This window comes from Fructilactobacillus carniphilus, from assembly GCF_024029675.1.
GTDB classification, from domain to species: Bacteria; Bacillota; Bacilli; order Lactobacillales; family Lactobacillaceae; genus Fructilactobacillus; species Fructilactobacillus carniphilus.
The window spans coordinates 170,639-195,183 of the sequence record NZ_CP097121.1 but is presented as its reverse complement, the minus strand read 5'-3'; the positions used below and the strand labels follow the sequence as shown (position 1 = coordinate 195,183).

Sequence of the window (24,545 nt, the reverse complement as noted above, 5' to 3'; positions counted from 1 at the left end):
TTAATCTTCCTCCAGTTTAGTGGGGTATTCGATTCCAGCAAAGTTAGCCAGGCGGTTCAAGACCAGGTTCACGTTTTGCATTTGTTCTAACCAACGGTGGTAGTCCGCCTGGTTCTGTTCGTTATCAGGACCATTCAGAACCCGGGCAAAGTCACTCATTTCCGGAATCATCGGGTTCTTCCCGTACAAGGGACTCAAAATCTGACGTTGGTTTTCGCGAATGATGGAGGATTCCGTTACTTCCCCCGCGCTATCAAACGTGATGATTTCGCGGCCGTGATAAATTTCAGAATTATGGGTCGAAGCCGAGATTTTACTGAAGTTCAACGTGACGTCAAAATCCCCGTAGTTTAAGACTGCGGTTCCTTTCCCATCCACGCCGGTAGAAATCATGGTTGGGTAGTAGGCCAAGCGTTCGGGAACTCCAAACAAGCCGACGGCATCATAAACTGGGTACACTCCGAGGTCTGCTAACGCGCCACCCCCGAATTGCGGATTAAAGACGTTGGGCGTTTCTCCGTTTAAGACCTTGTCGTAACGGGATGAGTACTGGCTAAAGGTAAAGTCAGCCCCGTCAATTCCATCAACATCGTTCAGATAGTCAGCCACCACTTGAAAGGCCGGCATGTGAACGTTGCGAGCGGCTTCAAAAAAGTGGGCTTGTGGATGCAGAGCTAACTCATCCAAAATGTTTTGGAATTGGTATTGGGTTAAGACCGCCGGTTTTTCCACAATCACGTTCTTATCGTGTTGAATTACTTGGATAATTTGAGAATGGTGCAAAACGTTTGGTGAAGCAATGTAAATCACATCCACGTCATCCGCCGATAAAAATTGGTCTAGGTCAGTATAAACCGTCACGTCCCCGTGTCCGTTCGCAATCTTTTCACCGCTAGCTTCGTGACGGGAATAAACGGCCGTCAACAGGTAGTCCCCGGTGGCATGGGCCGCTTCGATCATGCGTTCCGTAATCCAGTTGGTACCAATCGTTCCTAGTTTAATCATTTAAATCACTCTTTCTGCTTTCATTTTGTTTTAACACTTGCAGGTACTGATTCCATTGTACCTTACTCCCGTGAAAGGCCGTCATCCGAAAATCGCTACCCTTACCGTTATTATAAAGCTGATCCTGCTTGGTTAAACTGGCAAAGGTCACGTTTTTGCCGGTTTTAGTCCGTGGTAGCATGAATTCCGTATCGGGTAGGTCACGTAGCGTGCGGTAGTTCGCAAAACTAGTCTTAATGAGGACCGGACGGTTGGAATAACGCGCCGTCCAGGCGACCAGTTCTCGCAAACGTCGTTTCAAGCGCTTTTGATCCACATTTTCCGCGTTATAATCGTTGTAATAGGACACGTTAATCATAATGGGCAGATCACCGATGTTATTGCCCAACGTTCGTTTCAGGTTTTGTTCCTGGTCTGGAATCGAACTACTAAAACTGTACTGGTGATAAACGCCCACCTTCAGCCCCGAACCAATGCTCCGGGTGTAATTATCGTTAAAGTCATCATCAGTAAACGTGGCTCCCTGGGTGGCGCGGATGTAAACGTACTTCATCCCGTTCGTTTGCAACTGGTTAAAGTCGGCATACTCATCCGTCTGGTCTAACATCACACCACGCACCGGGTAGTTGCGTAAAAAGGCCTGTTGGCGTTGATGGCGATTGAGAACCAGGTTGAAAACGAGTCCTCCTGCTATCAGGAGCACGGCCATGATGCCAAGGGTCACCAGGCGATGCTTATGTTGCTGACTGCGATGATAATCGGTTCGCTTCACTGTGTTTCTCCATCCCCATCCACTTCGTTTTTGGTACCCTTATCTTACCATGATTGGCGTGCTCTCGCTTGAAGTGCTCCCCGATTTCCCATATAATGTAAGCGTTACAATAAATCAACAACTAGTTGGCTGACCCAGCCAAAATACGCAGCTAAGGGGAATTATTATGGAATACGTAATTGGGCTTGACATTGGAACCACCAGTACCAAAACGGTGCTCTACGACGAAGCAGGAAAGGTCCGCGGCTACTCCAACGACTTGTACAACTTGTATCAAGATACTCCAGACATGGCCGAAGAAGATCCAGAAGAAATTTTCAGTGCCATCATCTCTGGGCTATCCAAGGTGATCGAAAAAGCAGACCTCAAACCGGGTGAACTCAAGGGCGTTTCATACTCTTGTGCCATGCACAGTTTAATTTGTCTGGATGAAAACTACAAACCCCTCACCCGCGCAATTACGTGGGCCGATAACCGGGCCGTTCAATATGCTGACGAACTGAAAAACAACGGCATCGGCATGGAACTTTACAAAAAAACGGGAGTTCCGGTGCACCCAATGACCCCACTGACCAAGATTATGTGGATTCGTAACGAACGCCCTGAAATCTACAAAAAGACCCGATACTTTGTGGGCATCAAAGAGTACGTGAACTACAAACTCTTCGGCACGTTAAAAGAAGACTACTCGATTGCAAACGCCACGGCCCTCTTCAACATCTTTAACATGGACTGGGACGACCAAGCCATGTCAGTTGCCGGGGTAACGCGCGACCAGTTACCTGAATTAGTGGACACCACCTACCAATTCCAAGGTATGAACGAACGCTACGCTAACATGATTGGCATCGACAAGGATATTCCGTTCGTAATCGGAGCTTCTGATGGTCCGTTGGCAAACCTCGGGGTGGATGCCATCAAACCTGGTGTCGTTGCCGTTACAATCGGAACTTCTGGTGCCGTCCGAGTTGTTAGCGACAAGCCCCGGATTGACCCGAAGGCCCGGGTATTCTGTTACTACCTTGCTAAGGACATGTGGGTAATCGGGGGACCCGTTAATAACGGTGGAATCGTCTTCCGTTGGATTCGGGACCAAATCTGCTTGCCAGAAAAAGTGACGGCTGAAGAGATGAACCTCGATGCTTACGACTTGTTAACCAAGATTGCTTCCTCCATTCCAGCTGGTTCTGACGGCTTGATCTTCCTTCCCTTCTTAGGTGGAGAACGAGCTCCAATTTGGGATGCCGACGCGCGCGGAACCTTCTTCGGTTTAACCCGGCAACACACGCGGGCGAACATGATTCGGGCCGCTCTCGAAGGAATCGTCTACAACCTGTACACTGTAATGCTGGCCCTTTCCGAAGTGGTGGGTGAGCCAACTAAGATTCAGGCTACCGGTGGTTTCGCCCGTTCCGAACTCTGGCGCCAAATGTTAGCCGATGTCTTTGAACAAGACGTTAACATCCCTGAAAGCGTGGAAGGAACGGCCTTGGGAGCTGCTGTGTTAGGAATGTACAGCCTCAAGATGATTGACAGCCTGTATGACGTTGACAAGTTTGTTGGTGTTACCAACACGCACAAACCGAACCCCGAAAATTACAAGGCTTACCGAGAATTAGTTCCAATTTACATTCGGTTAAGTCGGGCTTTACAACCAGAATACAAGAACATTGCCACGTTCCAGCGGCAAAGTGAAAACAACCATGACGATGAGCGAAAGTAATTGATAAAATGACCTGTCCCCTTGAGGATGGGTCTTTTTATTTGCCGTCATAATTGACACCCGTAAGTTGGATATTTATACTTACTAATAATAAGAAAATAACCATTAATTAACGTCCTAATTAATTTGTAACTTGCTAAAGGAGTTTATCATGAAATTTGATACGAAGTTATTGCACGGTGGAATCAGCGAAGACCCGACTACGGGTGCCGTTTCGATGCCCATCTACCGGGCCAGCACCTTTCACCAAAAGGAACTTGGTCACCCCGACTGGGAATACTCCCGGACGGGGAATCCGACCCGTCAGGCCTTAGAAGCTTTGATGGCTGACTTAGAGGTGGGGACCGCGGGTTTTGCCTTTAGTTCCGGTTCCGCCGCCATTCACGCGGTGCTGTCATTATTTTCTGCCGGTGATCACATTATCGTGGGAAACGACATTTATGGCGGGACCTTCCGTCTCATCAACCAAGTGATGAAGCGCTTTGGTCTCGAGTTTTCAACCGTCGATACCACTGATTTGGATGCGGTTAAAGCGGCCTTTCAAGATAATACCAAGGCCCTGTACCTCGAAACGCCCACTAATCCATTGCTGCGGGTTTCCGATTTAGTGGCCTTGAGTCAGATTGCCCAACAACACGGGGCTTACACCATCGTGGACAATACCTTTGCAACGCCCTACAACCAACAACCGTTGACGCTGGGTGCTGACATCGTGGTGGCTTCCGGGACCAAGTACCTCGGTGGTCACAGTGATTTGATTGCCGGAATTGCGGTGACCAATGATGACCAGTTAGCGGAACGAATCGGCTTCCTACAAAATTCGATTGGGAGCGTTCTGGCACCGGAAGAAGCATGGCTGTTGCAACGAGGAATTAAGACGCTGGGAGCGCGGATGCGAATTCATGAAGAAAACACCCAAGCAATTTTCCAGTTCCTCAGTCAGGATGACCACATTAGCAAGATTTACTACCCAGGTGATCCCAACAATCCGGGCTATGCGACTGCCAAGCGGCAGATGCGGGGCTTTGGTGCCATGTTGTCGTTTGAACTCAAGCCGGAGTACGAACCCAAACAGTTTATCGATCATCTGCAGTTGATTACCCTCGCTGAAAGCCTGGGTGGCGTGGATAGTCTGATTGAGGTTCCATCCATCATGACCCACGGTGCCATTCCGCGTGAAGAACGGATTAAGGATGGAATTCAGGACAACTTGATTCGGCTGTCGGTCGGAATTGAAGATCAAGCGGATTTGATTGAGGATTTGCAAACGGCGTTGCGTAGTTTGAATCACTAAAAAACTAGCTAGATAATGAAAAAGTCGAGGAGCTCGGTGCTTCTCGACTTTTTTGCGGTTAACTAGTCAATTATTTAAAAATTTCTTTGCAAAAACTTAACTTTTGCTTAATTTATTGTTAAAATGAAAAACGCTCAACTATTTTATAACTATTATTAATTTCAAGGAGACTTTTGTTTTATGAAACTTAAGCTTAACTATTGGGTTGCCGTTGATGACATCATCAATGCCTGCGTTTTTATTGTATCTTGGTTTTTAATCTTAGGAGCATCCTTTTCTGATGCTTTTGATAAAACCTCAGATTTAGCTAGCATCAGAATTTTCCTAGCTTTGTTGGCTTGTTTGGGATTAATTCTCCATCTGGTGCAACTCCAACAATGTCGCCGTTGGAACGTTTCAATCGTAGGCGCTATTTTAGGGATCATTGGAAACTGTTTATTTTTAATTGCACCTTTGTTTGCATTGCCCGCCTTCGTTCTTTTAATTATTGCGGCGGTTTTTGAATTTATTAATAAAGTTAAATCTCCCACCAAAACTCCTGTTAAAAAGGTCTGGTACAAAACGTGGTGGGTCTTGCTTTTAACTATTTTAGCAGTGCTCCTGTTTGTTTTTGCAGCAGTTTCCGCTAATCAAGATCAAAATGCCAGCGATCAACAAAATAAAAATACGCCTAATTTAACCAAAGAGGCCGAAAAAAATACCGAAAAGAATCCAAAATTACAAAAGAAAAACAAAGATTTAATTCACTTTAGCAACAACGTAATCATGACTCCTAAAGGTAAAATTGAAGTCTTAAAAGAGGCTTCCGGAAAAACTACGCATGGTAAATTGGGCATGATTTTTATGTATAAAATTACTAACAATACTGATCAAACTCTAACTCCAAAGCAAATTTTGGAAGATAATCAAATCAACGTTTACGAAAAGGATTCCGGCTCAGAAAAACCAGCCCCAAAAATCTTTGGAACCATGGAATTCGCAAGCATGCAGGATCCTGACGATGCTAGTAACGCAATTGATGATGCCATCAATAATGACTATAACAATTGGGACAAAACTGAAATTGCTCCCCACCAATCTGTGACCATGAGTGACGGTCAGATCTGGGAAATTAATAATGGTAAAACTGCCGTTCTCAAAGTGGGAGACAGCATTAATAACGTCGATAGTTCTAAAATCAATTCCAAACAAAATAGTTATGAGGTCAACAATGCAGTGGAAAAAATTGACATCATGAAGTGGAATGGTTAATTTTTCAATTTAAACAGCAAAATCCAGAAAACCACATTGGCTTTCTGGATTTTTTGTTTTATTCAATAAGCACCTTTATAAACATTTACTTAAAGGCATTATCTATTATTCCATCAAAATTTATATACATTGGATAGTATGGTCTTTCAATTTGATACAAATCAGATTTATCACTATGTTCAACATATTGAAATCCATTTTTCTCATAAAAGTATCTCGAATCATCTAATGCTTTAACGAAAATAAAATTGACACAAACATCATTTGAAATCAATTTTAAAAATTTGAAGAATAAGTCATTTATAATCTTAGTTCCTAGACCTTTATTTTGATATTCTTGGTCAACAGCTAAATCACAGATTTCTAAAACTGGGAAATTAAGCGATTCAAAATTAAATTTTTCAAAATCTAAACCAGAATTCCAAGGCATTTGCATTAAATAACTAATATCATCCTTATTCTTCTCCAGCTTTAATTCTAAATTACTAACTTTATTAGTACAAAAGCCAGCCAATCGCTCAAAATCCTTTTCAATCCAGACATTCGTAGTAGATAGAAATTTCAAACTATCATCTATCGCATATTTACAAAGAAATTTATTTAATTTTGCTTCACCACAATCGAATTTATGCAAATTTAAGTTAAATAGAGTCGCTGTAATCGCTCCACCATAACAAAAACCCATTATCTTTTAACTTCCAATTTTTTTAATGCTTCATTAACGATCTTTTTATCATGGGGCTTTGATTCAATAAAATTATTTTTAATCCGGTTAAAACTATCACGATTATTAACAATAATCGTATTAGATTTATCTATATATTTAAAGTTATTCATAATAAACCACCATCCCATTCATTTGTTCAACAATTGTATAATTTTAACATTTTAAATACAACGATTGTATAACCAAAGTGGTTTATTTATGACTTAAAACGGTTAATCAATCGCGCGTTTCATTTCCCGCACGTAGGCCGTTAATTGCTCCGGTGCTTGGTCACCCGCCTTCTCAATCAGTTCCACGATTTGACTCCCGACAATTACCCCGTCGGCCACTTGACTCATAGCGTGGGCCTGTTCCGGTGTATGAATCCCAAAACCAATTGCAACGGGAGTATCCGTGTACTGACGAATCTCATCTGTCACCGCCCGCAAATCAGTTTGAAAGTTATCCCGTGTTCCAGTAGTTCCCATGGACGAAACCACGTAGATAAAACCGGTCGCCCGTTGCGCAATCTTTTTAATTCGTGACTTAGAAGTCGGCGCCACCAATTGAATCAGATCTAGATCAAATTCCTGTGTGGCTGCCAGTAACTCATCCTGTTCTTCGTACGGTAAGTCTGGAATAATCATTCCGGCCACGTTTAATTCCGCACACCGGCGGCAAAATTCCTGATACCCAACCTGATAAACCAAGTTAGCGTAGGTCAAAAAGACCAACGGCACGTTCGACTGCTCCCGGACCCGCCGAATCACAGCAAAGACGTCATCCGTCGTCACCTGCCGGTCCAGCGCGCGCTTATCGGCTGCTGCAATCACCGGACCGTCTGCAACCGGGTCCGAGAATGGAATCCCAATTTCGATCAGATCCGCCCCGCCAGCGGCAAGTGCCAGAATGTTATCCACGGTCGCGTCCAAGCTCGGATCTCCGGCCACAACAAACCCAACAAACGCCTTGTGGTTTGCAAAAATCTGTTTCACTTTACTCATCAATCTTCACCCCTTTGTAGCGTGCAATCGCAGCGACATCCTTGTCACCCCGCCCGGACAGCGTGCAAATAATCGTCTGGTCCGGTCGCATCGTTGGTGCTAATTTTTCCACGTAAGCAACCGCGTGCGAACTTTCAATTGCCGCGATGATTCCTTCCGTTCTGGCAATAAATTCAAAGGCCTGCACGGCTTGGTCATCCGTAATCGGCACGTACTGGGCCCGCCCGGACTGGGCTAGTGCTGCATGTTCAGGGCCAATCCCCGGATAATCCAGACCGGCCGAAATCGAATACACCTCATCAATTTGCCCGGCTTGGTTTTGTAGAAACTTAGACTTCATTCCATGAAAAATTCCATCGGTTCCGTTGGTAATCGTGGCTGCTTGTTGCTTCGTGTGCACACCCTTGCCGGCTGCTTCACACCCGATTAATTGAACCGTTTCGTCATCCAGAAAAGCAGCAAAACTCCCAATCGCGTTACTTCCACCACCAACACAAGCCACCACGGCATCCGGCAGCTTCCCGGTGGCTTCCAGAATCTGTCGTTTGGCTTCAATGCTAATCACGCTTTGAAAATCCCGGACCATCATGGGAAACGGATGAGGGCCCACCGCAGATCCCAATACGTAGAACGTATCAGTTACATCAGCGACCCAAGCTTGCATGGCCGCGTTGACCGCGTCCTTCAGGACCATCGAACCGCTGGTCACCGCGTGGACCTGAGCACCCAACAATTCCATCCGAAACACGTTCAAGCGTTGCCGTTCAGTGTCTTCTTTCCCCATGTAAATTTCACAATCCATCCCTAGCAAAGCGGCTACCGTTGCGGTCGCGACGCCGTGCTGGCCGGCTCCGGTTTCAGCAATTAGCTTGCGCTTGCCCATGTAGCGCGCCACTAGGGCTTGCCCCAGGACGTTGTTAATCTTGTGGGCTCCAGTATGATTCAGATCTTCCCGTTTAAAGTAAATCTGAGCGCCCCCTAATTTTTCCGTCATGTGCTGAGCGTGATATAACAGCGACGGCCGATTGGCGTAGTTATCCAATAAGTCGTGTAATTCCCGTTGGAACTTCGGGTCCTCGCGTAATTTTAAATAGGTGGTTTCAATTTCATGCAGTTCCTGCATCAGGGTTTCCGGAACAAATTGCCCCCCGTACCCGCCAAATTTACCGTTGGTTGTCATCCTGATTTCCTCCTATAACTGGTGCACTAAGTCCGTTAGTGCTTGCATTTTCGTTACATCCTTCTGTCCGTTGGTTTCCACCCCACTCGAAACGTCCACGACCGCAGGCTTTACGATTTCCACGGCTTCCCGAACGTTAGTTAAGGTGATGCCACCGGATAAAATTTCTGGTTTAGCTAAATGATGTGCTTCAAATTGCGTGGGAGCTTGGCCTCGGCCGCGACTAGCGTCAAACATCACGTAGTCAGCAGCTGGATCAATTTCCGCGGTCGTTTGGACCACTTGAATTAGTTGAACGTGGTGTTGGTGCAACTGATTGATCAAATCCGGAGGCAAGCTGCCGTAGTACTGCACCAGTTGAATCACCTGAGCCTGCACGGCCGCCAGCACCGTTGCCAAGTCAGCACCGACAAAGACCCCAACCGCTGGGATGGTGGGCTCTAAGGCCTGGGTTAACTGACGAGCGGTTGCTAGGTTCACCTGCCGTGGACTCGAGGCAAAGACCAAGCCGACAAAATCCGGTTGCACCTGGTTGACCTTGTCAATATCAGCGAGCGTGTGGAGACCACACAGTTTAATTTTCACCATCACGCAACTCCTTCAATTTAGCCATGGGATCCGCCGCCAGCATCATCGTTTCACCGACCAGAACGCCGTCCACCCCGAGGTTCCTCAGCTCGCGGATGTCAGCCGCCGTTTTAACCCCGCTTTCCGCAATCATCAATGTGTCGTCAGGAACCACTTCTCGAAGTTGCTTGGCATTGTCAAAGTTCACCGTAAAGTTTTTCAGATTCCGATTATTAATCCCGATGATCCGTGCCCCCGCGGCAATTGCCCGTTGGACCTCCGTCGCATTATGCGCTTCAAAGATGGCAGATAAACCTAAATGATCTGCTAGTGCGAAGAACTCGCGTAGCTCCTGATCGGATAAAATCGCGCAAATCAACAGAATGGCACTCGCTCCCACGCGTTTCGCCGCATAAATCATGTACGGATCCACCGTAAAGTCCTTGCGTAACACCGGCAACGAGACAGTTTGCGTAACGACCTCTAAATCAGCCATGCTGCCCTTAAAATAATCAGGTTCCGTCAGTACCGAAATGGCATTGGCACCCGCCGCTGCATAATCCCGGGCTAGTTGGGGAACGTCAATCGTGGTTTTAATGTCTCCTTTAGACGGAGATGCGCGCTTAATTTCACAAATAAAGCTCAGTTGGGGTTGGCGCAGGGATTGTTCAAACGGAAAGTCGGTGGTCAGGTCCAGTTCTTCTACCTGGGATCGTAATTCTGCCAGCGGTTGCTGCTCTTTAGCTCGGGCAACGCGTGCTTTAGTTACGTTGGTTAAGTCATCTAAAATCATGCGTCATCCTCCTCGTTGGTTGCGGCCACAAACTCCGCTAGTTTTTGCGTGGCCTTGCCACTGTCAATCGTTGCTGCAGCTACCTTTAAGCCGTCCTCAATCGTTAAATCAGGTTGAGCCACGTGTAAGGCACAAGCGGCGTTTAGTAGCACCACGTCTCGGCGGGGACCTTGATCGCCCCGCAAGATGGCGCGGGTAATCTCAGCGTTTTCTTGTGGAGTGCCACCGACTAAGTCCTCCGGTTGACACAGGGAAAGGCCCAGTTCTTCCGGATCAATGATTCCCGTGGTAATTTCGTGTTGATGTAACCGGGCAAAGTGGGTTGTGGTCGTCAGGGTCACTTCGTCTAAGCAGTCATCACCGTGGACCACCAGCGCCTCTTTGACTCCCAGTTGGTCTAACACCTGCGCCATTGGCTCTACCAAACTGACGTCGTTCACCCCCAATAGTTGGTAGGTAGCGCCAGCCGGATTGGCCAGCGGTCCCAGGTAGTTAAACAGAGTGGGAATCTCTAGGTCGCGACGCACCGGCGCCACGAAACGCATGGCTTGATGATACTTTTGCGCAAATAAGAAACAAATCCCTTCGGTTGTCAAAGTGTGAGTTGCTTGGGAAGGACTTGTTGCTAGGTTGACGCCCAGGGCTTCGAGCACGTCTGCCGCCCCACTTTTACTGCTGGCGGCGCGGTTACCATGTTTAGCCACCGGGACGATGCCGGTAGCAGCTACCACTAACGCCGTGGTCGTCGAAATGTTAAAGGTATTGGCGTGGTCCCCACCCGTGCCGACAATTTCGAGCACGTTCTGATGCGGTTGAATCTGGGTGGCGTGTTCGCGTAACGAAGCAGCGGCCCCACTAATTTCAGCTACCGTAGCACCCTTACTGGCGAGGCCCATTAAAAAGGCAGCTTGTTCGCTAGGGGTCGTTCTATCGTTCATCATTTCGTCTAACACAGCATGGGTTTGGGCGGCGGTTAAATCGTGGCGTTGGCTCAATAACGTAATTGCGGTTTTAATCATGGTTAACTCCTTTTATTATTCCTAGTGTCGATCAGCTTCAATCCGGCGTTGCCATCGTTTGCTTTTCATGAGTTGTATTCCTCCCTGAATTTTCCAACCAACAAAAAAACCGCCCTTAACTAACTGTTGTAGTTAAGGACGGTTTCCCGCGGTGCCACCTTGAATTTGGGTAAAAGACGGTCCTTCCCAGCGAAAGATCGTAGTTTACCCCACTTATCAGAGGACCATCATCCTCCTGACAACTGACGTATGTCTGCACGTCAAACCATACTTGCACTGCGTTCCGGTTTGCCCTCGATGGTCCATTTAACTAACTGCGTTCGGCTGCCATTCTCACCACCGGCAACTCTCTGGGCGGGCACATTAGTTTTAATCTCCATCTCAACGGTTTCTGTGGGTTGGATTTAGTTGTTGCTAATCATAACGAGCAATGAAATCCTTGTCAAGAATAAATTTAAAATTTTTTTAGCATTGACATTAACTTTGAAATGTTTTAGGCTAAGAAAAATCAATTTGAACCGTCGATAACTACAACCAAACTAGTTATCCAAACCGATGACGTGGAGATCAAGATTACGCGGCCTTGTCAGCGAACTGATGGTGGTGAGAGATCAGTCCAAGCAACCCGTAGTTAAATGGACCACCGAGGGCACTATCAAAGGCCGAGCGCCGAGTACTTAGTGACGTGTTGGAATACGTCAGTTTCCGGGAGAATGATTGTTCTTCGCTGAGGAGGGTGGGGCTTTTTTAAGCACCTCCAATTAAGGTGGCACCGCGGATTAAACTGTCCGTCCTTAACAATTACTTGTTATGGGCGGACTTTTTTATGCTCTTTATTTTGGAGGTTACACAATGACAAACTATGTAAGACACGTTGCTAAGTATTGCGACCCTGACTTTAATCCCACTCAGATCATGGCGCAGGCTCATCAAGAACATCCCGGCGCTGGTTACCTGTTTGATCTCACGGGGCAACCACCCTTTGATCAACAGCACATTATTTACCTTGGCTTGCATCCGCAACACCAAATTACCTACCGGGAAGGCGTGATTACAACCAACGGGCACTCTATTTCAAAAAAACTGCAACCCTACCTCGAACAATTACTGCAGAAATATCATTTCGATGCAGCAGACCAACCGCTTCCCTTTTCTGGAGGATTGGTGGGGTACCTGGCCTATGATTATAGTCGTGAACTTGTTCCCAACATTCCGGCAGTGGCTAATCCATACGATTTTGCTGATGCCGCCTTTCTCCTCTTCACAGAAGTAGTGGGCTTTGCTCCAGAAACGAACGAAGTTACTCTGATTCAGAATCTGCCCGAGGGTGAACCGGACACGTTAGCGGAATTGCAGCAGGAGCTGCAGCGCTTACAGGCTAGTTTTACCACTGAACCCACATTGCACCTAACGCATCCCCTGCAACCAAGCTACGACCAACCGACCTATACACGATTGATTGATCAAGTTGTCGACCATATTTATCGGGGTGACATTTTCCAACTCATCTTGTCCAATCCCCTGGTCGGTCAGGCCGCGGGGAGTCTGCTCGCGTTGTACCAGGAGCTCACGGGTAACTACCATTGTTACTTCAGCTGTGGCGACTTTCAAGCAGCCACTGCTTCGCCCGAAACCTTACTACGAAAGACGGGATCGCACCTCGCCACTTTTCCGTTAGCCGGAACGCGACGACGCGGAAAGGATGCTGACGAAGACGAACAAATGGCGCAAGAACTACTAAGTGATCCCAAGGAAAGTGCCGAGCACAACATGCTTGTCGACTTGGGTCGTAATGATCTGGGAGCTGTGAGCCAGTTTAACTCTGTTCGGGTGACCGAGCACATGCAATTGCACAAATATCAACAGGTCATGCACCTCGCTTCGACCGTTGAAAGTGAGATTGAGCCCGAGCAGTCTGCACTTGATGCCCTGAAAGCCGTCTTTCCCGCCGGAACCTTATCCGGAGCGCCCAAGAGTTCGGCCCTCAAAATCATTGCCCAACTCGAGCAACAAAAACGCGGGCTCTACGGTGGGACCTTTGGCTACCTCGACTTTAACGGCGACTGTAACTTTGCCATCGGAATTCGTTTGGCGCAGCAAAAAGGTGACCAGCTACTAGTCCAATCCGGTGCCGGCATCGTGGCCGACAGCGTTGGCAAGCACGAATATCAAGAATGTTTCAATAAAACCCGGGTGGTGCGCCAGGCACTGGCGCGGGCCACTCATCAGGAGGTCCTCGCAGATGATTTTATTGATTGATAACTACGACAGTTTTACGTATAACCTGTACCAACTGCTTGGTCAGTTTACAACCGACATCCAGGTAATCAAAAACGACGAACTGACGGTGGCTGAGATTCAAGCGTTACATCCAGCCGGAATAATCCTTTCTCCCGGTCCCGGAAATCCAGACGACGCGGGAGTTAGTTTGGACGTGGTGCGCCAGTTACACGGTCAAGTCCCGATGCTCGGAGTCTGCATGGGCTTGCAGGTCATGATTCAAGCTTGTGACGGACAGGTAGTTCCCGCCCAACACTTGATGCACGGAAAAACTTCCCGGTTACAATTGGACCCGCATAGCGTTCTTTTTCGCGGAGCTGGAGATGCCGGAACCGTGGCTCGTTATCACTCCTTAGTGGGCGAGCGTGCTTCTCTTCCGGATATATTTAAGGTTACCGCTATCGATGAAAATCAAGAATTAATGGCGGCTGAAATTCCCAGCCAACGAATGTATGGCGTTCAATTTCATCCGGAATCAATTTTGACGGAGGCTGGTTTGGGCGAACGGATTGTGGAGAATTTTTTACGGGTGGTTGATTAGATATCTAATTAAGGAGTGGGGCAATAATCATGCATACGAAAGCTTTACTACAAAACTATGCTGCTTGGCTTTTAAACAACTTTAAAATTGATTCTCTCAATGAGGACACAGACATCGTTACAACCCCCTACCTTAATTTTATGAATGATTACATTCGCTTTTACGTTACATCTCAAGGCCAAAAGTTAATCCTTAGCGATGACGGTGAAACAATTACCGATCTTATATTGAATAGTATTGATATCAATACTCCACAACGAAGAAAAGAGATTGAGAACATTACCAATCAATTCAATGTTTCCTTAGTAGATGGAGACAATTTAACGATTACTGGTAATAAAGACAATTTTCCGTTGATGGAGCATCAATTAATTTCAACTTTAATTAGAATAGATAGTTTAAACATGTTAAAACGCCAAAATGTGGCCCAATTATTTAAAGAAGATGTTTTAAAATATTTTACTAATAATGATTTTGGTGGCTTAGATAACTATGAGTTAATTGGTTCTAGTGGAGTTAACTATAAAATTGACTACTCAATTCCTCCTCATAAAAAGAATCCACTCAAATTAATTAACATTCAGAACACTCTAAACAATAATCTAATTGCTGCTTCAGCATTTGAATTTCAAGATATTCAAACCGTTGTTTCAAAAGATATCAATTATTTCATCGTTTATAATGACGAACTTGGCCAACCAAGTCCACGAGCTAAAAAAATTGCCGAATCAGCTCAAGTTAATCTCCTTTCTTTTACTGATAAAGCTCAACTAGATCAATTAAAAAATTCATAATCAATAAAAAAAGGTTGGAATCAGAATCGATTCCAACCTTTTTCAGCATTCAAAGCTAAATTAAAACTATTCTACTCCCTTCGTTGCCGCAATCAGATCCAGTCGACGTAACCTTCTCCCCAGTAACAATACCGTCGAAAAGGCCGCCACAATCACAATCAACGAAGCACTGACTAAACTAACCTTCGTAAGAAACGGATAGTAAATTAACTGACTCGTGTTGAAAGTGGTGACGTACCGTGCCAGGAACCACTCGCCAAATGGAACACCTAAGAGCCAGCCCACGGTTGTAATCATCAGGGTTTCCACGATGGTTAAATTCCGAATTTTTCGGCGGGAAAAACCTAAAATTTCTAAAGTAGCATAACTCCGTGATCGTTCCGTAAAACTTAGTGAACCGAGGTTATACAAAATTACAATCGTAAGCAGGATTCCAAACACTTGGACCATCAAAAAGATACTGTTCAGATTGGCAACCATCGCCTTGGCATTTTGCCGCTGTTCGGTTAGGCTTACCACATGACTAACAGCTGGACTGTTTTTAACAGAAGCAGACAACTGGGAACGTTGCGTCAAAATCGAAGTGGGAAGAAATGTCATCCCCTGTTTCTCCCAAGTAGATTGGGTCAGATAAAGTCCTTGAGGTGCATTTGATTTCACAATGCCTTTGATTTTAAGCTTCAAGGTCTTCGAACTGAGCGAAGGTTTGAGGGTCACTAGCTCATTCCGATGTAAATGGGCCGTTTGAGCAATTCCCTCCGTTACATACACCCCACCATTTTGCAGTTGCTGATGGCTAGTAGTTGCCAGATGCACCGGAGCATTCTTGCTTAAAATGGTTAATGGCCGGTCAAATTGTCCCCGCGGTTGTAGACTCGTGGTAATGGTCTCAATCGGCTTCCCATCGGTTTCTTGCACCAGCCGCTGTAATTCTGTTGCACTCGCTGGCTGCTGCACATTAATTTTTTGCGTATATGCATATTCATGGCCATAAGTTTGCTCAACCTGGTGATCCATGGAGTTCTTCGTACCAAATCCGGTCATTACTAGTGCTAAGCCACCAATAATTCCAACTAAGCCCATCGCAGTTTGAATTTTATTGCCCAGATTATCTCTAATTGACCAACGATTTCCAAACGGAATCCGGCGCCATAACGAGTTCCAATGTTCCAACCAAACTCGGTGTCCAGCTTGAGCAGTGCTCCCTTTCCGAAAGGCCTGAGCCGGTAGCAAGCCATGGTTAACCTGAGCCGCTAAGTAGGCCGCCAGCATACAGATCAGAGTCACCCCAAGCGCTACGTAAAGTGGCATCGTGGTATAAGCAATTTGCCAGCTAGGTAAGGTAAACATGGGTTTTTGGGAATTCATGACAAAGGTCGAGAGAAAAGGAGCAGCAATTAAGCCACCAATGGCTCCCATTCCGCCGACTAAAAATCCATACATCGAATAATAAACGGTCAAGCGACCATTTCGATATCCCAATGATTGTAACGTGGCTAAATCCTGTTGTTGTTGGTCAATTACCTTCCGAATCGTTGTATACATTGCCAGGATGGCTAGCAAAATAAAGATGAACGAAAAGAGCAACGAAAGATTCCGAATCTGGCCCACCCGATCAACGGCAGTGGCAATCCCAATGTTCGATTTCCGCGTTTGTAAAGTTAAATAACGATTCTGTAGTAAGGAACGTAACCGCTTTTCAACTTGTTCTGGGTGTTTAGTTTGTAAATCAACGACGTTTTGGGTCGGAGGCACTTGCAACTGGTTGGTTAGCGTGGATCGACTCACGTACCCATACCCATAATTTTGCGCCTGAGGCGAAATAAAGTCGTTCGACCCGGTATAGTACATTTTGTCAGGAGCATTGATTATTCCCGCTACCTTAAGCCGCGCTGCTTGCTGGTTAACTTTAACGGTGAGATGACTCCCCACCCGTAAGCCATTTTCTTGAGCAAAACGTTGATTTAAGTAAATTCCCCGCGGATGCTGAGGCAAGCGCTGTCCATTAACCTGATAAACTTGTGAAATCTGTTGATTTCCCGGGGTGGCAACGGTCAAATAACGTTTTTTCCCTTGGAGCTGAACGTCTGTTTCCACCTCCGTTTTAGCAGCAACCTTCTTTACTCCGGGTAATCGACGAATCTGATTCAGATCATCAGAACTTGTGGAAGTTGTCCGTAACGTTGCACTTGCTAAGTGAGTTTGGGCAGCATAGTGATTAATGTTTTGCTTCATCCCATTCCATGTTCCTTCCAGTCCGGTATAAAAGAGAACACTGAGAAAGGCCATCAGAAAGACCGAGAAGAACTGGGTCCAATTTTTCCGGACCGTGCGGAATAATTTTTTGACTAAAAATCTCATCCCCAATCAACCTCCTCCACAGTTAATGGATTAGCATTGTCGCTAACCTTTTCCACTTCACCATCCCGAATCCGAATAACTCGATCCGCAATTTGCGCCACTAACGGATTATGGGTCACAATTACAACCGCAGTTTGCGGATTCTTACTGGCTTGCAATAACTTAAAAACTTGCTGAGACGTTTGGGTGTCAAGCGCTCCTGTGGGTTCATCACACAGTAAAACCCGGGGATGCTTAGCGAGGGCACGGGCAATGGCGACTCGTTGCATTTCTCCCCCTGATAGTTGATCAGGAAAATTTCGTTCTCGCTGCTGAAGCCCCACTTGTGCTAAACAATCGTTTATAGGTTGTTGATACTGTTTGTTTACCAACTGCGCCGCGATCGCAACGTTTTCTGCCACCGTTAAATTAGAAATCAAATTATAAAATTGAAACACAAAGCCGACCATTTTTTTGCGATATTCGGTTAATTCCCGGTCTGATTCTGTATTAATTACATTCCCATCGTAGGTAACAGAACCGGTGGTCGGACGATCCATTCCCCCCAAAATGTTCAGCATCGTACTTTTCCCAGAGCCACTTGGTCCCAAAATAACCGTTAGTTGATTGGGTTGAATCTCAAAACTAACGTCATTTAATGCGTGAGTAACCTCTGTCCCAGTTTGATAGGTTTTACTGATATGGCTTAGTTTTAGCATGAAATAATACCTCTCTTTCAAATCAAAATCGTGATAATATTCTTATTTTTTCTAGAATAGTTGGTTTATGGTATTGATCAATTATTCTTTGTGATACCATCTCTCTACTTTTTTCAATTCTCTTATTAGCTTCATTTATCGCATTTTCACTTGATACGATTTGAGGTAAATCTAGAATTTTTATTATTTTATTTATACGCTCTATTTGACTGCCACCAACAACATCCATAGGAATACCTAATTTTTTATAGGAATTAAAGATATCTTTATCAGATAATCTCCTATATTTTTCTGATACAGGTCTATGTCCATCTGGTGACATTTTAAATTCAATTGGAAGATGGATAACGTTAGTATAAGTATCCTTGGCATACTTATTTACAACTACCCCATAAGATTTTAGATATTTTTTCATAAATCTATTAGAATTAAGCCCCAAAATAAATTTAATTACTTGATGATACCAAGGCGCTCCTGGATTAATCCCTATTTGAGTTCTAACCGTTCCATATATCCATTCATTTAAAACGGATCCATCAGAAATAAAATCATTATTATTCGCAATTAATTTCTCTTCAGCTTTGATTCTTTCTTTAAATCTGAATAAACCTAATGCAATTAACTCTGTCATATCCATATCTTGAAACCTTCTTCCAGGATAAAGATAAGTCAAAATTTCTCTAGCTGATAAAGAATTTATCATTGGAATTCCCGTAGCAATCGATAAGGCAGTAGTCGTCGTGGTTTTTCCAGTCGAATAAGTTCCTGAAATAACAATATGTTTCTTTTTATGCATAATTTCTCCCTATTCTTTTAAAGCTGTCTTTGCACTGACATCAACCAAATTTCTTAAATCGCTTCCTTCCATATCAAATGAATGCCAAATTTCATTATTCTTATTTATACTTTTGTTCTTTATAACTTTTAACATAAGCGTGTCTTTTTCATCAGTTTTAAGTAAACCATTTACGTTCAAATCAATTTTTAATTTTCTAACCCAAAAATTATTAGATTTTTCCCTAGATGTTTTAGCCAAATTAAATGCTAAGACTTCTCCTAACTGCGCGAAGACAATTAACCAAGACGCTAAATATACGTTTGTTTTTCCTAAATTTGATTCAGGAATATATTTGCAAGTTAAGGAACTATCACCGTCGAATTCAATATTTTCAATATAATTGGTTATATTTTTATATTCATTAAATTCATTAAAAAAGCCATCTCCATAATTTAAGAATCTACTTTCTATTTTCATATCTCCAATACGTAAAAATAAATAATAATCACTTTCATGATTTTCAATAGTACCTTCAACATGAATATCTTCAATATTTTCAACTGGTATCGTTCCGGTTTTTATTTCAAAATAATATAATATATAATTTTCGGTTTTTTTATTTTCATTAAATAAAATTAATGAAAAAATTTTATTTGTTATATCTATTGCATCGATACTAGTCAAATGTTGATTTTGTTGTATACTGTTTTTACTTGACCAAGTACTACATCGAGAGACTTTTGCACAAGCTGTATAATGGGTCTTATCTAAAAATTTTAATTTTTTTATATAATGAGATATTTTTTTATATCCGTTTCCAAAATATCTATATTCATAATTACCTAAAATATTGTCAATGGAATAATTCATAATGATTAACCTCCTTTTATAATATTTATATTAAATGCTATACTTTAAAAAAGAAAGTAGGGTAATTTTTTACAGTATATGTATTCTAAAGAAAGAAGGGATTGTAATGGAAACAAAACGTCATCTTGATGATTGTCCAATTCAACCAGTTGTGGATATTATCAGTGGTAAATGGACTGCTTATGTCTTATGGGAAATTTATAATGGCAATAATCACTACGGAAGCATGGCGCGTGCTTTACCAGGAATTAGTAGTCGTACCCTCTCTACTAGATTGAAAATGTTGGAAAGCCGTGGAATTATTACCAGAACCATTTTTGACACTAATCCTCCAACGGTTGCCTATAAACTAACCAATAAAGGAAACGAGCTGGCTCCAATTCTGATTTCTATGAAAGAATGGTCTGAGCGATTTAAAAACGGTGATTGATAGCAAAATAAAAAGCAGTCTAATGAGAACTGCTCTAAAGAAAAAACTTTAATTAATTTTACATTTCAATATTTTTATACCTTATGTCGTATTTTATACGGCTATTATTTTGCGTAACTAAGTTAATAAAAATTTAATCTTCAATCAACAACGACCAAATCCTGATTGTCGCTAAAAGCTGCGTGGAGGTTTTATCATGGACAATAACTCTTATTTTGACGGCAAACTTCATCAAATGATTGGTTGGTCATTATTAAGTATTATTATTACCATATTCACCCTAGGAATTGGTTATCCCTGGGCAGTAGTTATGAAACTAAAATGGATTAACAAACACACAGTGGTGAACGGACGACGCTTACAATTTAACGGAACCGCACTAGGTCTCTTTGGCAGTTACATTAAATGGTTTCTTTTATCAATCATAACTCTAGGAATCTATGCATTCTGGTTAAATATTAAGTTATATCAATGGAAAGCAAAAAATACCGATTTTGCTGATTAATTCACCAAGCATTTAACTAAAAAATTTAACTTTAAAAACAAAATAAATCCTTGGAGCTTATTTATGCAAAAATTTTTAACAATCACAACGGCAACATTAATGTCCTTATCGTTAGCAGCTTGTTCTTCTACTAGTAAGACAAATGATAGTAAGAAAGACAACGCAAAGACCACCAAGAAAGTTACAAAACCAAAAAAGCATAAAGATAAAAATGAAAGTAAGCAACAATCCACTAAAAATGACAATTCAAAAGAACAAGATCATAATGCTGGGGACGCCACTCAATCCAGTTCCTCTAATTCCCAATCAAATAGCTCAAACAACGGACAAAATCAAGCTACTTCTAATAACCAGAGTGAACCAGCTACAGTTAAAAACTCACAACCGGTAGCAAGTTCAAATTCCAATAGTAATGAACAACCAATAACTGCACAAAATGCAGATAATCCTTATACTAGCTCTCCACAAGTATCAGCCGTCAGGAATAGTAATCCGCAAGAATACGATGCTGAGCAAGCACGAGTGGATAGCGGAGAATCATCAATTTCTGAAGAACCTTTATTAAGTAAAGCACAGTCTGATTATCAATCATCATTTACTGGAAATTAAGAATGGCTTTTTATTAAATTGTTTTAACCTCATATTTACCTTCTCTTAACTTACGTTTGCTAGAATAAGCTGAAAAATTCATCGAGGTAATTATGAACTATAAACCGAAGCTGACAGAAACCGAACTCATAAGTCACATGAAAGCCAAAGGAATCACATTTAATGAAATCAATGAGCAGCAGGCGAAGCATGTTTTAGTTCACAAAAACTATTATTTTAAGTTAACTGCCTACCGAAAAAATTTCACGAAACGTAACGGAAAATATCAAAACCTAGATTTTGCTTATTTAGTTGATCTAGCCTCCATTGACATGCAACTACGGGAATATTTATTGTCACTTTCTTTAGACATTGAGCACAGCATCAAAGTAAAAATTTTAGCTTTAATCACGAATGATTCCACAGAGGATGGTTATTCCATTATCAAAGATTTTAAGCAATACAATGAATCAGCCTACAAAAATACTGTGAAATACCTAAAAAACAATCGCTATATGAATGATTTTTACAATAAACACCACGACCACATTTCAATTTGGGCACTGTTAGAAGTAATGACATTTGGAGCGTTATCTTATTTTGTGGACTTTTATTATCAACGGACCAAGTATAAGTCCGTCAAAAAAATCAAAAATTACTTTAAATACACCAAAAACATCCGCAATGCCTGCGCCCACAGTAATCCCTTACTGGTTAATTTATTTTCGGAAAAAGAGTTGGTTCCGAAGCCAACTGCCCAGGTGACCACTGCTGCAACCTTGATGGGCATTCCTAAATCCGAACTACACGATATGAAGGTTAATGACCTAACTTCCCTCTTCTTTTTACACTCATACGTTAAGGATGGTTCGGTTGGCAAACGGCGAGCACAGCAAGGCAACGCCCTAATCAAGCGCTTTAATCGTCACTCCGAATGGTATGAATCCGTTAGTTCCATTAAAAAAATCAAGAAAATTTTAACTAAATTAATTGACTATTTAGAAAAACATTAGTATATTTTAAATAAGGAAAGAGCTAATGCTCGCTAGCCAATGCTCTGCTGACAGCTAGTTATCTATTTAAAAGAGGAGATTATCAATTAAGATAATCTCCTCTTTTTGTTTACAATTTAATTATTCGTTTTCGCTATTGACTATCAATGTACTTAACAATATAAACATTGCCAGTATATCCTCAAATTCAATCATTAGCTAATCCCAGACAAAAGTGATACAGTTTTAGTTGTGCACCATCAAATTTAACAGATTGGAGTCCTTCTAATGCTTAACTCAGTTTATGATTACAAAACCAAAGAACTAAACGGCGATCCGATTGATTTTGCCGACTTTAAAGGTAAGGTCATCCTCGTGGTTAACACCGCTAGCAAGTGCGGTTTAGCCGGACAATTAAAAGATTTGGAAAAGCTGTACAAAAAGTACCACGACCAAGGTTTAGAAATAATCGGCTTTCCTTCCAACCAATTCTTGATGGAATTGAAGGATTCAAAAAACATTACCGAATATTGCCAAGTTCACTACGGCGTCACCTTCCCCATCACCCAAACCATTAAGGTCAATGGTGCAGACACCGACCCGTTATTCGCCTACCTGAAGAAAGAATCCGGCCACGGTCCCCTTAAATGGAACTACACCAAATTCTTGATTGGCAAGGACGGCAAGTTGATTCACCGTTACGCTCCGATTACGAACCCAGAAAAACTGAAACCTGAAATTCAAAAGGCATTACAGGCCTAACTAAAAAAGCTCGTAGAAATGACAATCTCATTTCTGCGAGTTTTTTGCTGCTCTATTTTTTAATCGAATCACCATTTGGCAACGGTGGTAATCCGTTATCCGGCAACGAGAACGAGTCTAACAATCCCTTGGTCCAGGACGTTTGTTTCAACTGTTCCGGTGAAATCTCATGTACAATTTCATCCGCCTGATCATTAGCTACCTTGTATCCAAACAGCGGATCAATCAAACTTCCCCGGGCCATCCCGACCATGTCCATATAGTGGTTAACAGCATCCAGCGCTGCTTCGGCACTAAATACACCGCCGACCGCCAACAGCTTCGTTTCGTCATCGAGCGATTCGCGGTAAATTTGCGTGTAACTCAGCTTACTGTCTTTCGGACCATCATAGTAGTGGCCAAAGATGGAAACGTGCAGGTAATCTAGTTTTAACTTGTTCAATTCCTTCACCAACTGATTGGAATCCGCAATCGTGTAGCCACTGCCATCCTGATGCAGTTCTTCGGGACTAATCCGGTAACCGACGATGAAATCTTTCGGAGCATACTGATTTACCACGCGGAGGACTTCCTTGGCAACTGCTAGTGGAAAACGCATCCGATTAGCCAATGAGCCACCCCATTCATCAGTGCGCCGATTTGAATACGTTGACATAAATTGTTGCAGCAGGTAGTGATTGGCCCCGTGAATTTCAACGCCGTCAAAACCCGCGTCAATGGCCCGTTTCGTGGCTAAACCAAAGTCGCGAATAATCGCGTGAATCTGATCAGTCGTTAACTCTAACACTTGATAATCCAACTTCAGGAAATGGATGACACTCGGACCAAACGCATACCCGTGTTCGGCGCCAAAGCCGTTACTGCGTAACCCACCGTGGTTAATTTGCAAGATGGCTTTCGCTCCATCTTGTTTCATGTCTGTGGCAAGCGCCTTAATCGATTCCACGTGCTGATCATCATAAATCCCGAGTTGTTGCCCAAACGGACCACCGCCACTGGGTCCCCCGTTCTCACTGACGTAATGATACTCGGTGATCAACATGCCCGCTGTCTTACTGCGAGCCGCGTAGTATTGCAACGTATCTTCAGTTGCTCTTCCATCCACCGTTCCCGACGAGGTCAACATTGGTGGCATAAATAACCGCCCGTTTACTGTAACCCCGCGGCGAAATGTGACTGAATCCGTTAGTTTCCGTACGATAATGGATTCCTCCTTCTCAAAATCTCGTTCTGACTAAGCTAACATTTGTAGCTAAATTATAGCTGGATTCCAAGAAATAGAAATGATATTGATTACTTTTAGTAAGTTATACTGAAAATAAAAGCATGATGCTAGTATCAAACGAAGATCATCCTTTTGTCATTTCTATCTAGTTCTCAAAAATTCAAACACTAACAATAAAAAATTGATAATTCTAAACATATTTAATGTTTAACCGTCTATTTATCTTTGCTCTAATTTCTTCTAGTAATTTAAAAGCTGGATTAATTTCTTAGGTTTCAATTATTGAAATGGTGGATTTTGGTTTTCCTACTATGCTAAGCAAATTTTGCCTGCAAAATATGCCGCTAATTATAAATTATATTATACAAAAATACAATTAGTTTATACGTAAATTTATTGATATTACT

Annotated in this window: 25 protein-coding genes; 11 read left to right on the top strand and 14 right to left on the bottom strand. The window is 43.1% G+C overall.

Annotated features, from left to right (window positions below):
• Both M3M37_RS01010 and M3M37_RS01005 read right to left on the bottom strand, forming a co-directional pair.
• Nucleotides 1-1,005, bottom strand: a complete 1,005-nt coding sequence (locus M3M37_RS01010) for a Gfo/Idh/MocA family protein (protein WP_252795334.1) — start codon at nucleotides 1,003-1,005, stop codon at nucleotides 1-3.
• Complete coding sequence (locus tag M3M37_RS01005) at nucleotides 998-1,777, bottom strand: GH25 family lysozyme (RefSeq protein ID WP_252795333.1); 780 nt, start codon at nucleotides 1,775-1,777, stop codon at nucleotides 998-1,000. The genes M3M37_RS01010 and M3M37_RS01005 overlap by 8 nt, the downstream gene beginning before the upstream one ends.
• 166 nt (nucleotides 1,778-1,943) lie before the next feature.
• On the opposite strand from M3M37_RS01005, the gene gntK reads away from it, so the two are divergent.
• The 3 genes from gntK (at nucleotide 1,944) to M3M37_RS00990 (ending at nucleotide 6,045) form a co-directional block, all read left to right on the top strand.
• Complete coding sequence (gene gntK, locus M3M37_RS01000; protein WP_252795332.1) at nucleotides 1,944-3,500, top strand: gluconokinase; 1,557 nt, start codon at nucleotides 1,944-1,946, stop codon at nucleotides 3,498-3,500.
• A 151-nt stretch (nucleotides 3,501-3,651) separates the two neighbouring features.
• Complete coding sequence (locus M3M37_RS00995; protein WP_252795331.1) at nucleotides 3,652-4,794, top strand: trans-sulfuration enzyme family protein; 1,143 nt, start codon at nucleotides 3,652-3,654, stop codon at nucleotides 4,792-4,794.
• 180 nt (nucleotides 4,795-4,974) lie between these two features.
• Nucleotides 4,975-6,045, top strand: coding sequence for a DUF6056 family protein (locus tag M3M37_RS00990; RefSeq protein WP_252795330.1), 1,071 nt, complete (start codon nucleotides 4,975-4,977; stop codon nucleotides 6,043-6,045).
• 85 nt (nucleotides 6,046-6,130) lie between these two features.
• Here M3M37_RS00990 and M3M37_RS00985 read toward each other — a convergent pair whose 3' ends face one another.
• The 7 genes from M3M37_RS00985 to trpD form a co-directional block, all read right to left on the bottom strand.
• Nucleotides 6,131-6,730, bottom strand: coding sequence for a GNAT family N-acetyltransferase (locus M3M37_RS00985; RefSeq protein ID WP_252795329.1), 600 nt, complete (start codon nucleotides 6,728-6,730; stop codon nucleotides 6,131-6,133).
• Nucleotides 6,730-6,882: a hypothetical protein gene (locus M3M37_RS00980; RefSeq protein ID WP_252795328.1), complete on the bottom strand. Its 153-nt coding sequence runs from the start codon at nucleotides 6,880-6,882 to the stop codon at nucleotides 6,730-6,732. Before M3M37_RS00980 ends, M3M37_RS00985 begins: the two co-directional genes overlap by 1 nt.
• A 102-nt stretch (nucleotides 6,883-6,984) precedes the next feature.
• A complete protein-coding gene (gene trpA, locus M3M37_RS00975; RefSeq protein WP_252795327.1) occupies nucleotides 6,985-7,755 on the bottom strand; it encodes a tryptophan synthase subunit alpha in 771 nt (256 codons plus the stop codon).
• On the bottom strand, nucleotides 7,748-8,935 hold the full coding sequence (gene trpB / locus M3M37_RS00970; protein WP_252795326.1) for a tryptophan synthase subunit beta: 1,188 nt from the start codon (nucleotides 8,933-8,935) through the stop codon (nucleotides 7,748-7,750). The genes trpA and trpB overlap by 8 nt, the downstream gene beginning before the upstream one ends.
• A 12-nt stretch (nucleotides 8,936-8,947) precedes the next feature.
• Nucleotides 8,948-9,523, bottom strand: a complete 576-nt coding sequence (locus M3M37_RS00965; protein WP_252795325.1) for a phosphoribosylanthranilate isomerase — start codon at nucleotides 9,521-9,523, stop codon at nucleotides 8,948-8,950.
• A complete protein-coding gene (trpC, locus tag M3M37_RS00960; protein ID WP_252795324.1) occupies nucleotides 9,510-10,295 on the bottom strand; it encodes an indole-3-glycerol phosphate synthase TrpC in 786 nt (261 codons plus the stop codon). The genes M3M37_RS00965 and trpC overlap by 14 nt, the downstream gene beginning before the upstream one ends.
• On the bottom strand, nucleotides 10,292-11,314 hold the full coding sequence (trpD, locus tag M3M37_RS00955; protein WP_252795323.1) for an anthranilate phosphoribosyltransferase: 1,023 nt from the start codon (nucleotides 11,312-11,314) through the stop codon (nucleotides 10,292-10,294). The genes trpC and trpD overlap by 4 nt, the downstream gene beginning before the upstream one ends.
• An 852-nt stretch (nucleotides 11,315-12,166) precedes the next feature.
• On the opposite strand from trpD, the gene M3M37_RS00950 reads away from it, so the two are divergent.
• From M3M37_RS00950 to M3M37_RS00940, 3 genes are read left to right on the top strand one after another with little or no spacing between them, the layout of a single operon-like run.
• Nucleotides 12,167-13,573 (top strand): anthranilate synthase component I family protein, encoded by a 1,407-nt coding sequence (locus M3M37_RS00950; RefSeq protein WP_252795322.1) that lies wholly within the window; start codon nucleotides 12,167-12,169, stop codon nucleotides 13,571-13,573.
• Nucleotides 13,557-14,135 (top strand): anthranilate synthase component II, encoded by a 579-nt coding sequence (locus M3M37_RS00945; RefSeq protein WP_252795321.1) that lies wholly within the window; start codon nucleotides 13,557-13,559, stop codon nucleotides 14,133-14,135. Before M3M37_RS00950 ends, M3M37_RS00945 begins: the two co-directional genes overlap by 17 nt.
• A gap of 29 nt (nucleotides 14,136-14,164) precedes the next feature.
• Entirely contained in the window at nucleotides 14,165-14,929 is a 765-nt protein-coding gene (locus tag M3M37_RS00940) for a DUF1828 domain-containing protein (protein ID WP_252795320.1), read from the top strand.
• 66 nt (nucleotides 14,930-14,995) lie between these two features.
• Here the strand turns inward: M3M37_RS00940 and M3M37_RS00935 are convergent, their stop codons facing one another.
• The 4 genes from M3M37_RS00935 to M3M37_RS00920 are packed head-to-tail and all read right to left on the bottom strand — an operon-like array spanning nucleotide 14,996 to nucleotide 19,636.
• Entirely contained in the window at nucleotides 14,996-17,290 is a 2,295-nt protein-coding gene (locus M3M37_RS00935; protein ID WP_252795319.1) for an ABC transporter permease, read from the bottom strand.
• Complete coding sequence (locus M3M37_RS00930; protein ID WP_252795318.1) at nucleotides 17,287-17,988, bottom strand: ABC transporter ATP-binding protein; 702 nt, start codon at nucleotides 17,986-17,988, stop codon at nucleotides 17,287-17,289. Before M3M37_RS00930 ends, M3M37_RS00935 begins: the two co-directional genes overlap by 4 nt.
• A 22-nt stretch (nucleotides 17,989-18,010) precedes the next feature.
• On the bottom strand, nucleotides 18,011-18,784 hold the full coding sequence (locus M3M37_RS00925; RefSeq protein WP_252795317.1) for an AAA family ATPase: 774 nt from the start codon (nucleotides 18,782-18,784) through the stop codon (nucleotides 18,011-18,013).
• Between the two features lie 9 nt (nucleotides 18,785-18,793).
• Nucleotides 18,794-19,636 (bottom strand): AvrD family protein, encoded by an 843-nt coding sequence (locus M3M37_RS00920; protein WP_252795316.1) that lies wholly within the window; start codon nucleotides 19,634-19,636, stop codon nucleotides 18,794-18,796.
• Between the two features lie 106 nt (nucleotides 19,637-19,742).
• Between M3M37_RS00920 and M3M37_RS00915 the strand changes: the two genes are divergently transcribed.
• The 5 genes from M3M37_RS00915 to M3M37_RS00895 all read left to right on the top strand — a co-directional run bounded on the left by M3M37_RS00915 (nucleotide 19,743) and on the right by M3M37_RS00895 (nucleotide 22,913).
• Nucleotides 19,743-20,066 (top strand): winged helix-turn-helix transcriptional regulator, encoded by a 324-nt coding sequence (locus tag M3M37_RS00915; RefSeq protein WP_252795315.1) that lies wholly within the window; start codon nucleotides 19,743-19,745, stop codon nucleotides 20,064-20,066.
• A 196-nt stretch (nucleotides 20,067-20,262) separates the two neighbouring features.
• A complete protein-coding gene (locus tag M3M37_RS00910) occupies nucleotides 20,263-20,571 on the top strand; it encodes a DUF898 family protein (protein ID WP_252795314.1) in 309 nt (102 codons plus the stop codon).
• A 63-nt stretch (nucleotides 20,572-20,634) separates the two neighbouring features.
• A complete protein-coding gene (locus M3M37_RS00905; RefSeq protein WP_252795313.1) occupies nucleotides 20,635-21,180 on the top strand; it encodes a hypothetical protein in 546 nt (181 codons plus the stop codon).
• Between the two features lie 92 nt (nucleotides 21,181-21,272).
• Nucleotides 21,273-22,172, top strand: a complete 900-nt coding sequence (locus tag M3M37_RS00900) for an Abi family protein (protein ID WP_252795312.1) — start codon at nucleotides 21,273-21,275, stop codon at nucleotides 22,170-22,172.
• Nucleotides 22,173-22,439: 267 nt separating this feature from the next.
• Nucleotides 22,440-22,913: a glutathione peroxidase gene (locus M3M37_RS00895; protein ID WP_252795311.1), complete on the top strand. Its 474-nt coding sequence runs from the start codon at nucleotides 22,440-22,442 to the stop codon at nucleotides 22,911-22,913.
• Between the two features lie 52 nt (nucleotides 22,914-22,965).
• Here the strand turns inward: M3M37_RS00895 and M3M37_RS00890 are convergent, their stop codons facing one another.
• Nucleotides 22,966-24,114, bottom strand: a complete 1,149-nt coding sequence (locus tag M3M37_RS00890) for an oxidoreductase (RefSeq protein ID WP_252795890.1) — start codon at nucleotides 24,112-24,114, stop codon at nucleotides 22,966-22,968.
• Nucleotides 24,115-24,545 lie beyond the last annotated feature (431 nt).

What these genes read in the sequence shown, in the direction of transcription:
- M3M37_RS01010 (WP_252795334.1), bottom strand. Translation starts at nt 1,005, where the DNA reads ATGATTAAACTAGGAACGATTGGTACCAACTGGATTACGGAACGCATG.
- gntK (WP_252795332.1), top strand. Translation starts at nt 1,944, where the DNA reads ATGGAATACGTAATTGGGCTTGACATTGGAACCACCAGTACCAAAACG.
- M3M37_RS00995 (WP_252795331.1), top strand. Translation starts at nt 3,652, where the DNA reads ATGAAATTTGATACGAAGTTATTGCACGGTGGAATCAGCGAAGACCCG.
- M3M37_RS00990 (WP_252795330.1), top strand. Translation starts at nt 4,975, where the DNA reads ATGAAACTTAAGCTTAACTATTGGGTTGCCGTTGATGACATCATCAAT.
- M3M37_RS00985 (WP_252795329.1), bottom strand. Translation starts at nt 6,730, where the DNA reads ATGGGTTTTTGTTATGGTGGAGCGATTACAGCGACTCTATTTAACTTA.
- M3M37_RS00980 (WP_252795328.1), bottom strand. Translation starts at nt 6,882, where the DNA reads ATGAATAACTTTAAATATATAGATAAATCTAATACGATTATTGTTAAT.
- trpA (WP_252795327.1), bottom strand. Translation starts at nt 7,755, where the DNA reads ATGAGTAAAGTGAAACAGATTTTTGCAAACCACAAGGCGTTTGTTGGG.
- trpB (WP_252795326.1), bottom strand. Translation starts at nt 8,935, where the DNA reads ATGACAACCAACGGTAAATTTGGCGGGTACGGGGGGCAATTTGTTCCG.
- M3M37_RS00965 (WP_252795325.1), bottom strand. Translation starts at nt 9,523, where the DNA reads ATGGTGAAAATTAAACTGTGTGGTCTCCACACGCTCGCTGATATTGAC.
- trpC (WP_252795324.1), bottom strand. Translation starts at nt 10,295, where the DNA reads ATGATTTTAGATGACTTAACCAACGTAACTAAAGCACGCGTTGCCCGA.
- trpD (WP_252795323.1), bottom strand. Translation starts at nt 11,314, where the DNA reads ATGATTAAAACCGCAATTACGTTATTGAGCCAACGCCACGATTTAACC.
- M3M37_RS00950 (WP_252795322.1), top strand. Translation starts at nt 12,167, where the DNA reads ATGACAAACTATGTAAGACACGTTGCTAAGTATTGCGACCCTGACTTT.
- M3M37_RS00945 (WP_252795321.1), top strand. Translation starts at nt 13,557, where the DNA reads ATGATTTTATTGATTGATAACTACGACAGTTTTACGTATAACCTGTAC.
- M3M37_RS00940 (WP_252795320.1), top strand. Translation starts at nt 14,165, where the DNA reads ATGCATACGAAAGCTTTACTACAAAACTATGCTGCTTGGCTTTTAAAC.
- M3M37_RS00935 (WP_252795319.1), bottom strand. Translation starts at nt 17,290, where the DNA reads ATGAGATTTTTAGTCAAAAAATTATTCCGCACGGTCCGGAAAAATTGG.
- M3M37_RS00930 (WP_252795318.1), bottom strand. Translation starts at nt 17,988, where the DNA reads ATGCTAAAACTAAGCCATATCAGTAAAACCTATCAAACTGGGACAGAG.
- M3M37_RS00925 (WP_252795317.1), bottom strand. Translation starts at nt 18,784, where the DNA reads ATGCATAAAAAGAAACATATTGTTATTTCAGGAACTTATTCGACTGGA.
- M3M37_RS00920 (WP_252795316.1), bottom strand. Translation starts at nt 19,636, where the DNA reads ATGAATTATTCCATTGACAATATTTTAGGTAATTATGAATATAGATAT.
- M3M37_RS00915 (WP_252795315.1), top strand. Translation starts at nt 19,743, where the DNA reads ATGGAAACAAAACGTCATCTTGATGATTGTCCAATTCAACCAGTTGTG.
- M3M37_RS00910 (WP_252795314.1), top strand. Translation starts at nt 20,263, where the DNA reads ATGGACAATAACTCTTATTTTGACGGCAAACTTCATCAAATGATTGGT.
- M3M37_RS00905 (WP_252795313.1), top strand. Translation starts at nt 20,635, where the DNA reads ATGCAAAAATTTTTAACAATCACAACGGCAACATTAATGTCCTTATCG.
- M3M37_RS00900 (WP_252795312.1), top strand. Translation starts at nt 21,273, where the DNA reads ATGAACTATAAACCGAAGCTGACAGAAACCGAACTCATAAGTCACATG.
- M3M37_RS00895 (WP_252795311.1), top strand. Translation starts at nt 22,440, where the DNA reads ATGCTTAACTCAGTTTATGATTACAAAACCAAAGAACTAAACGGCGAT.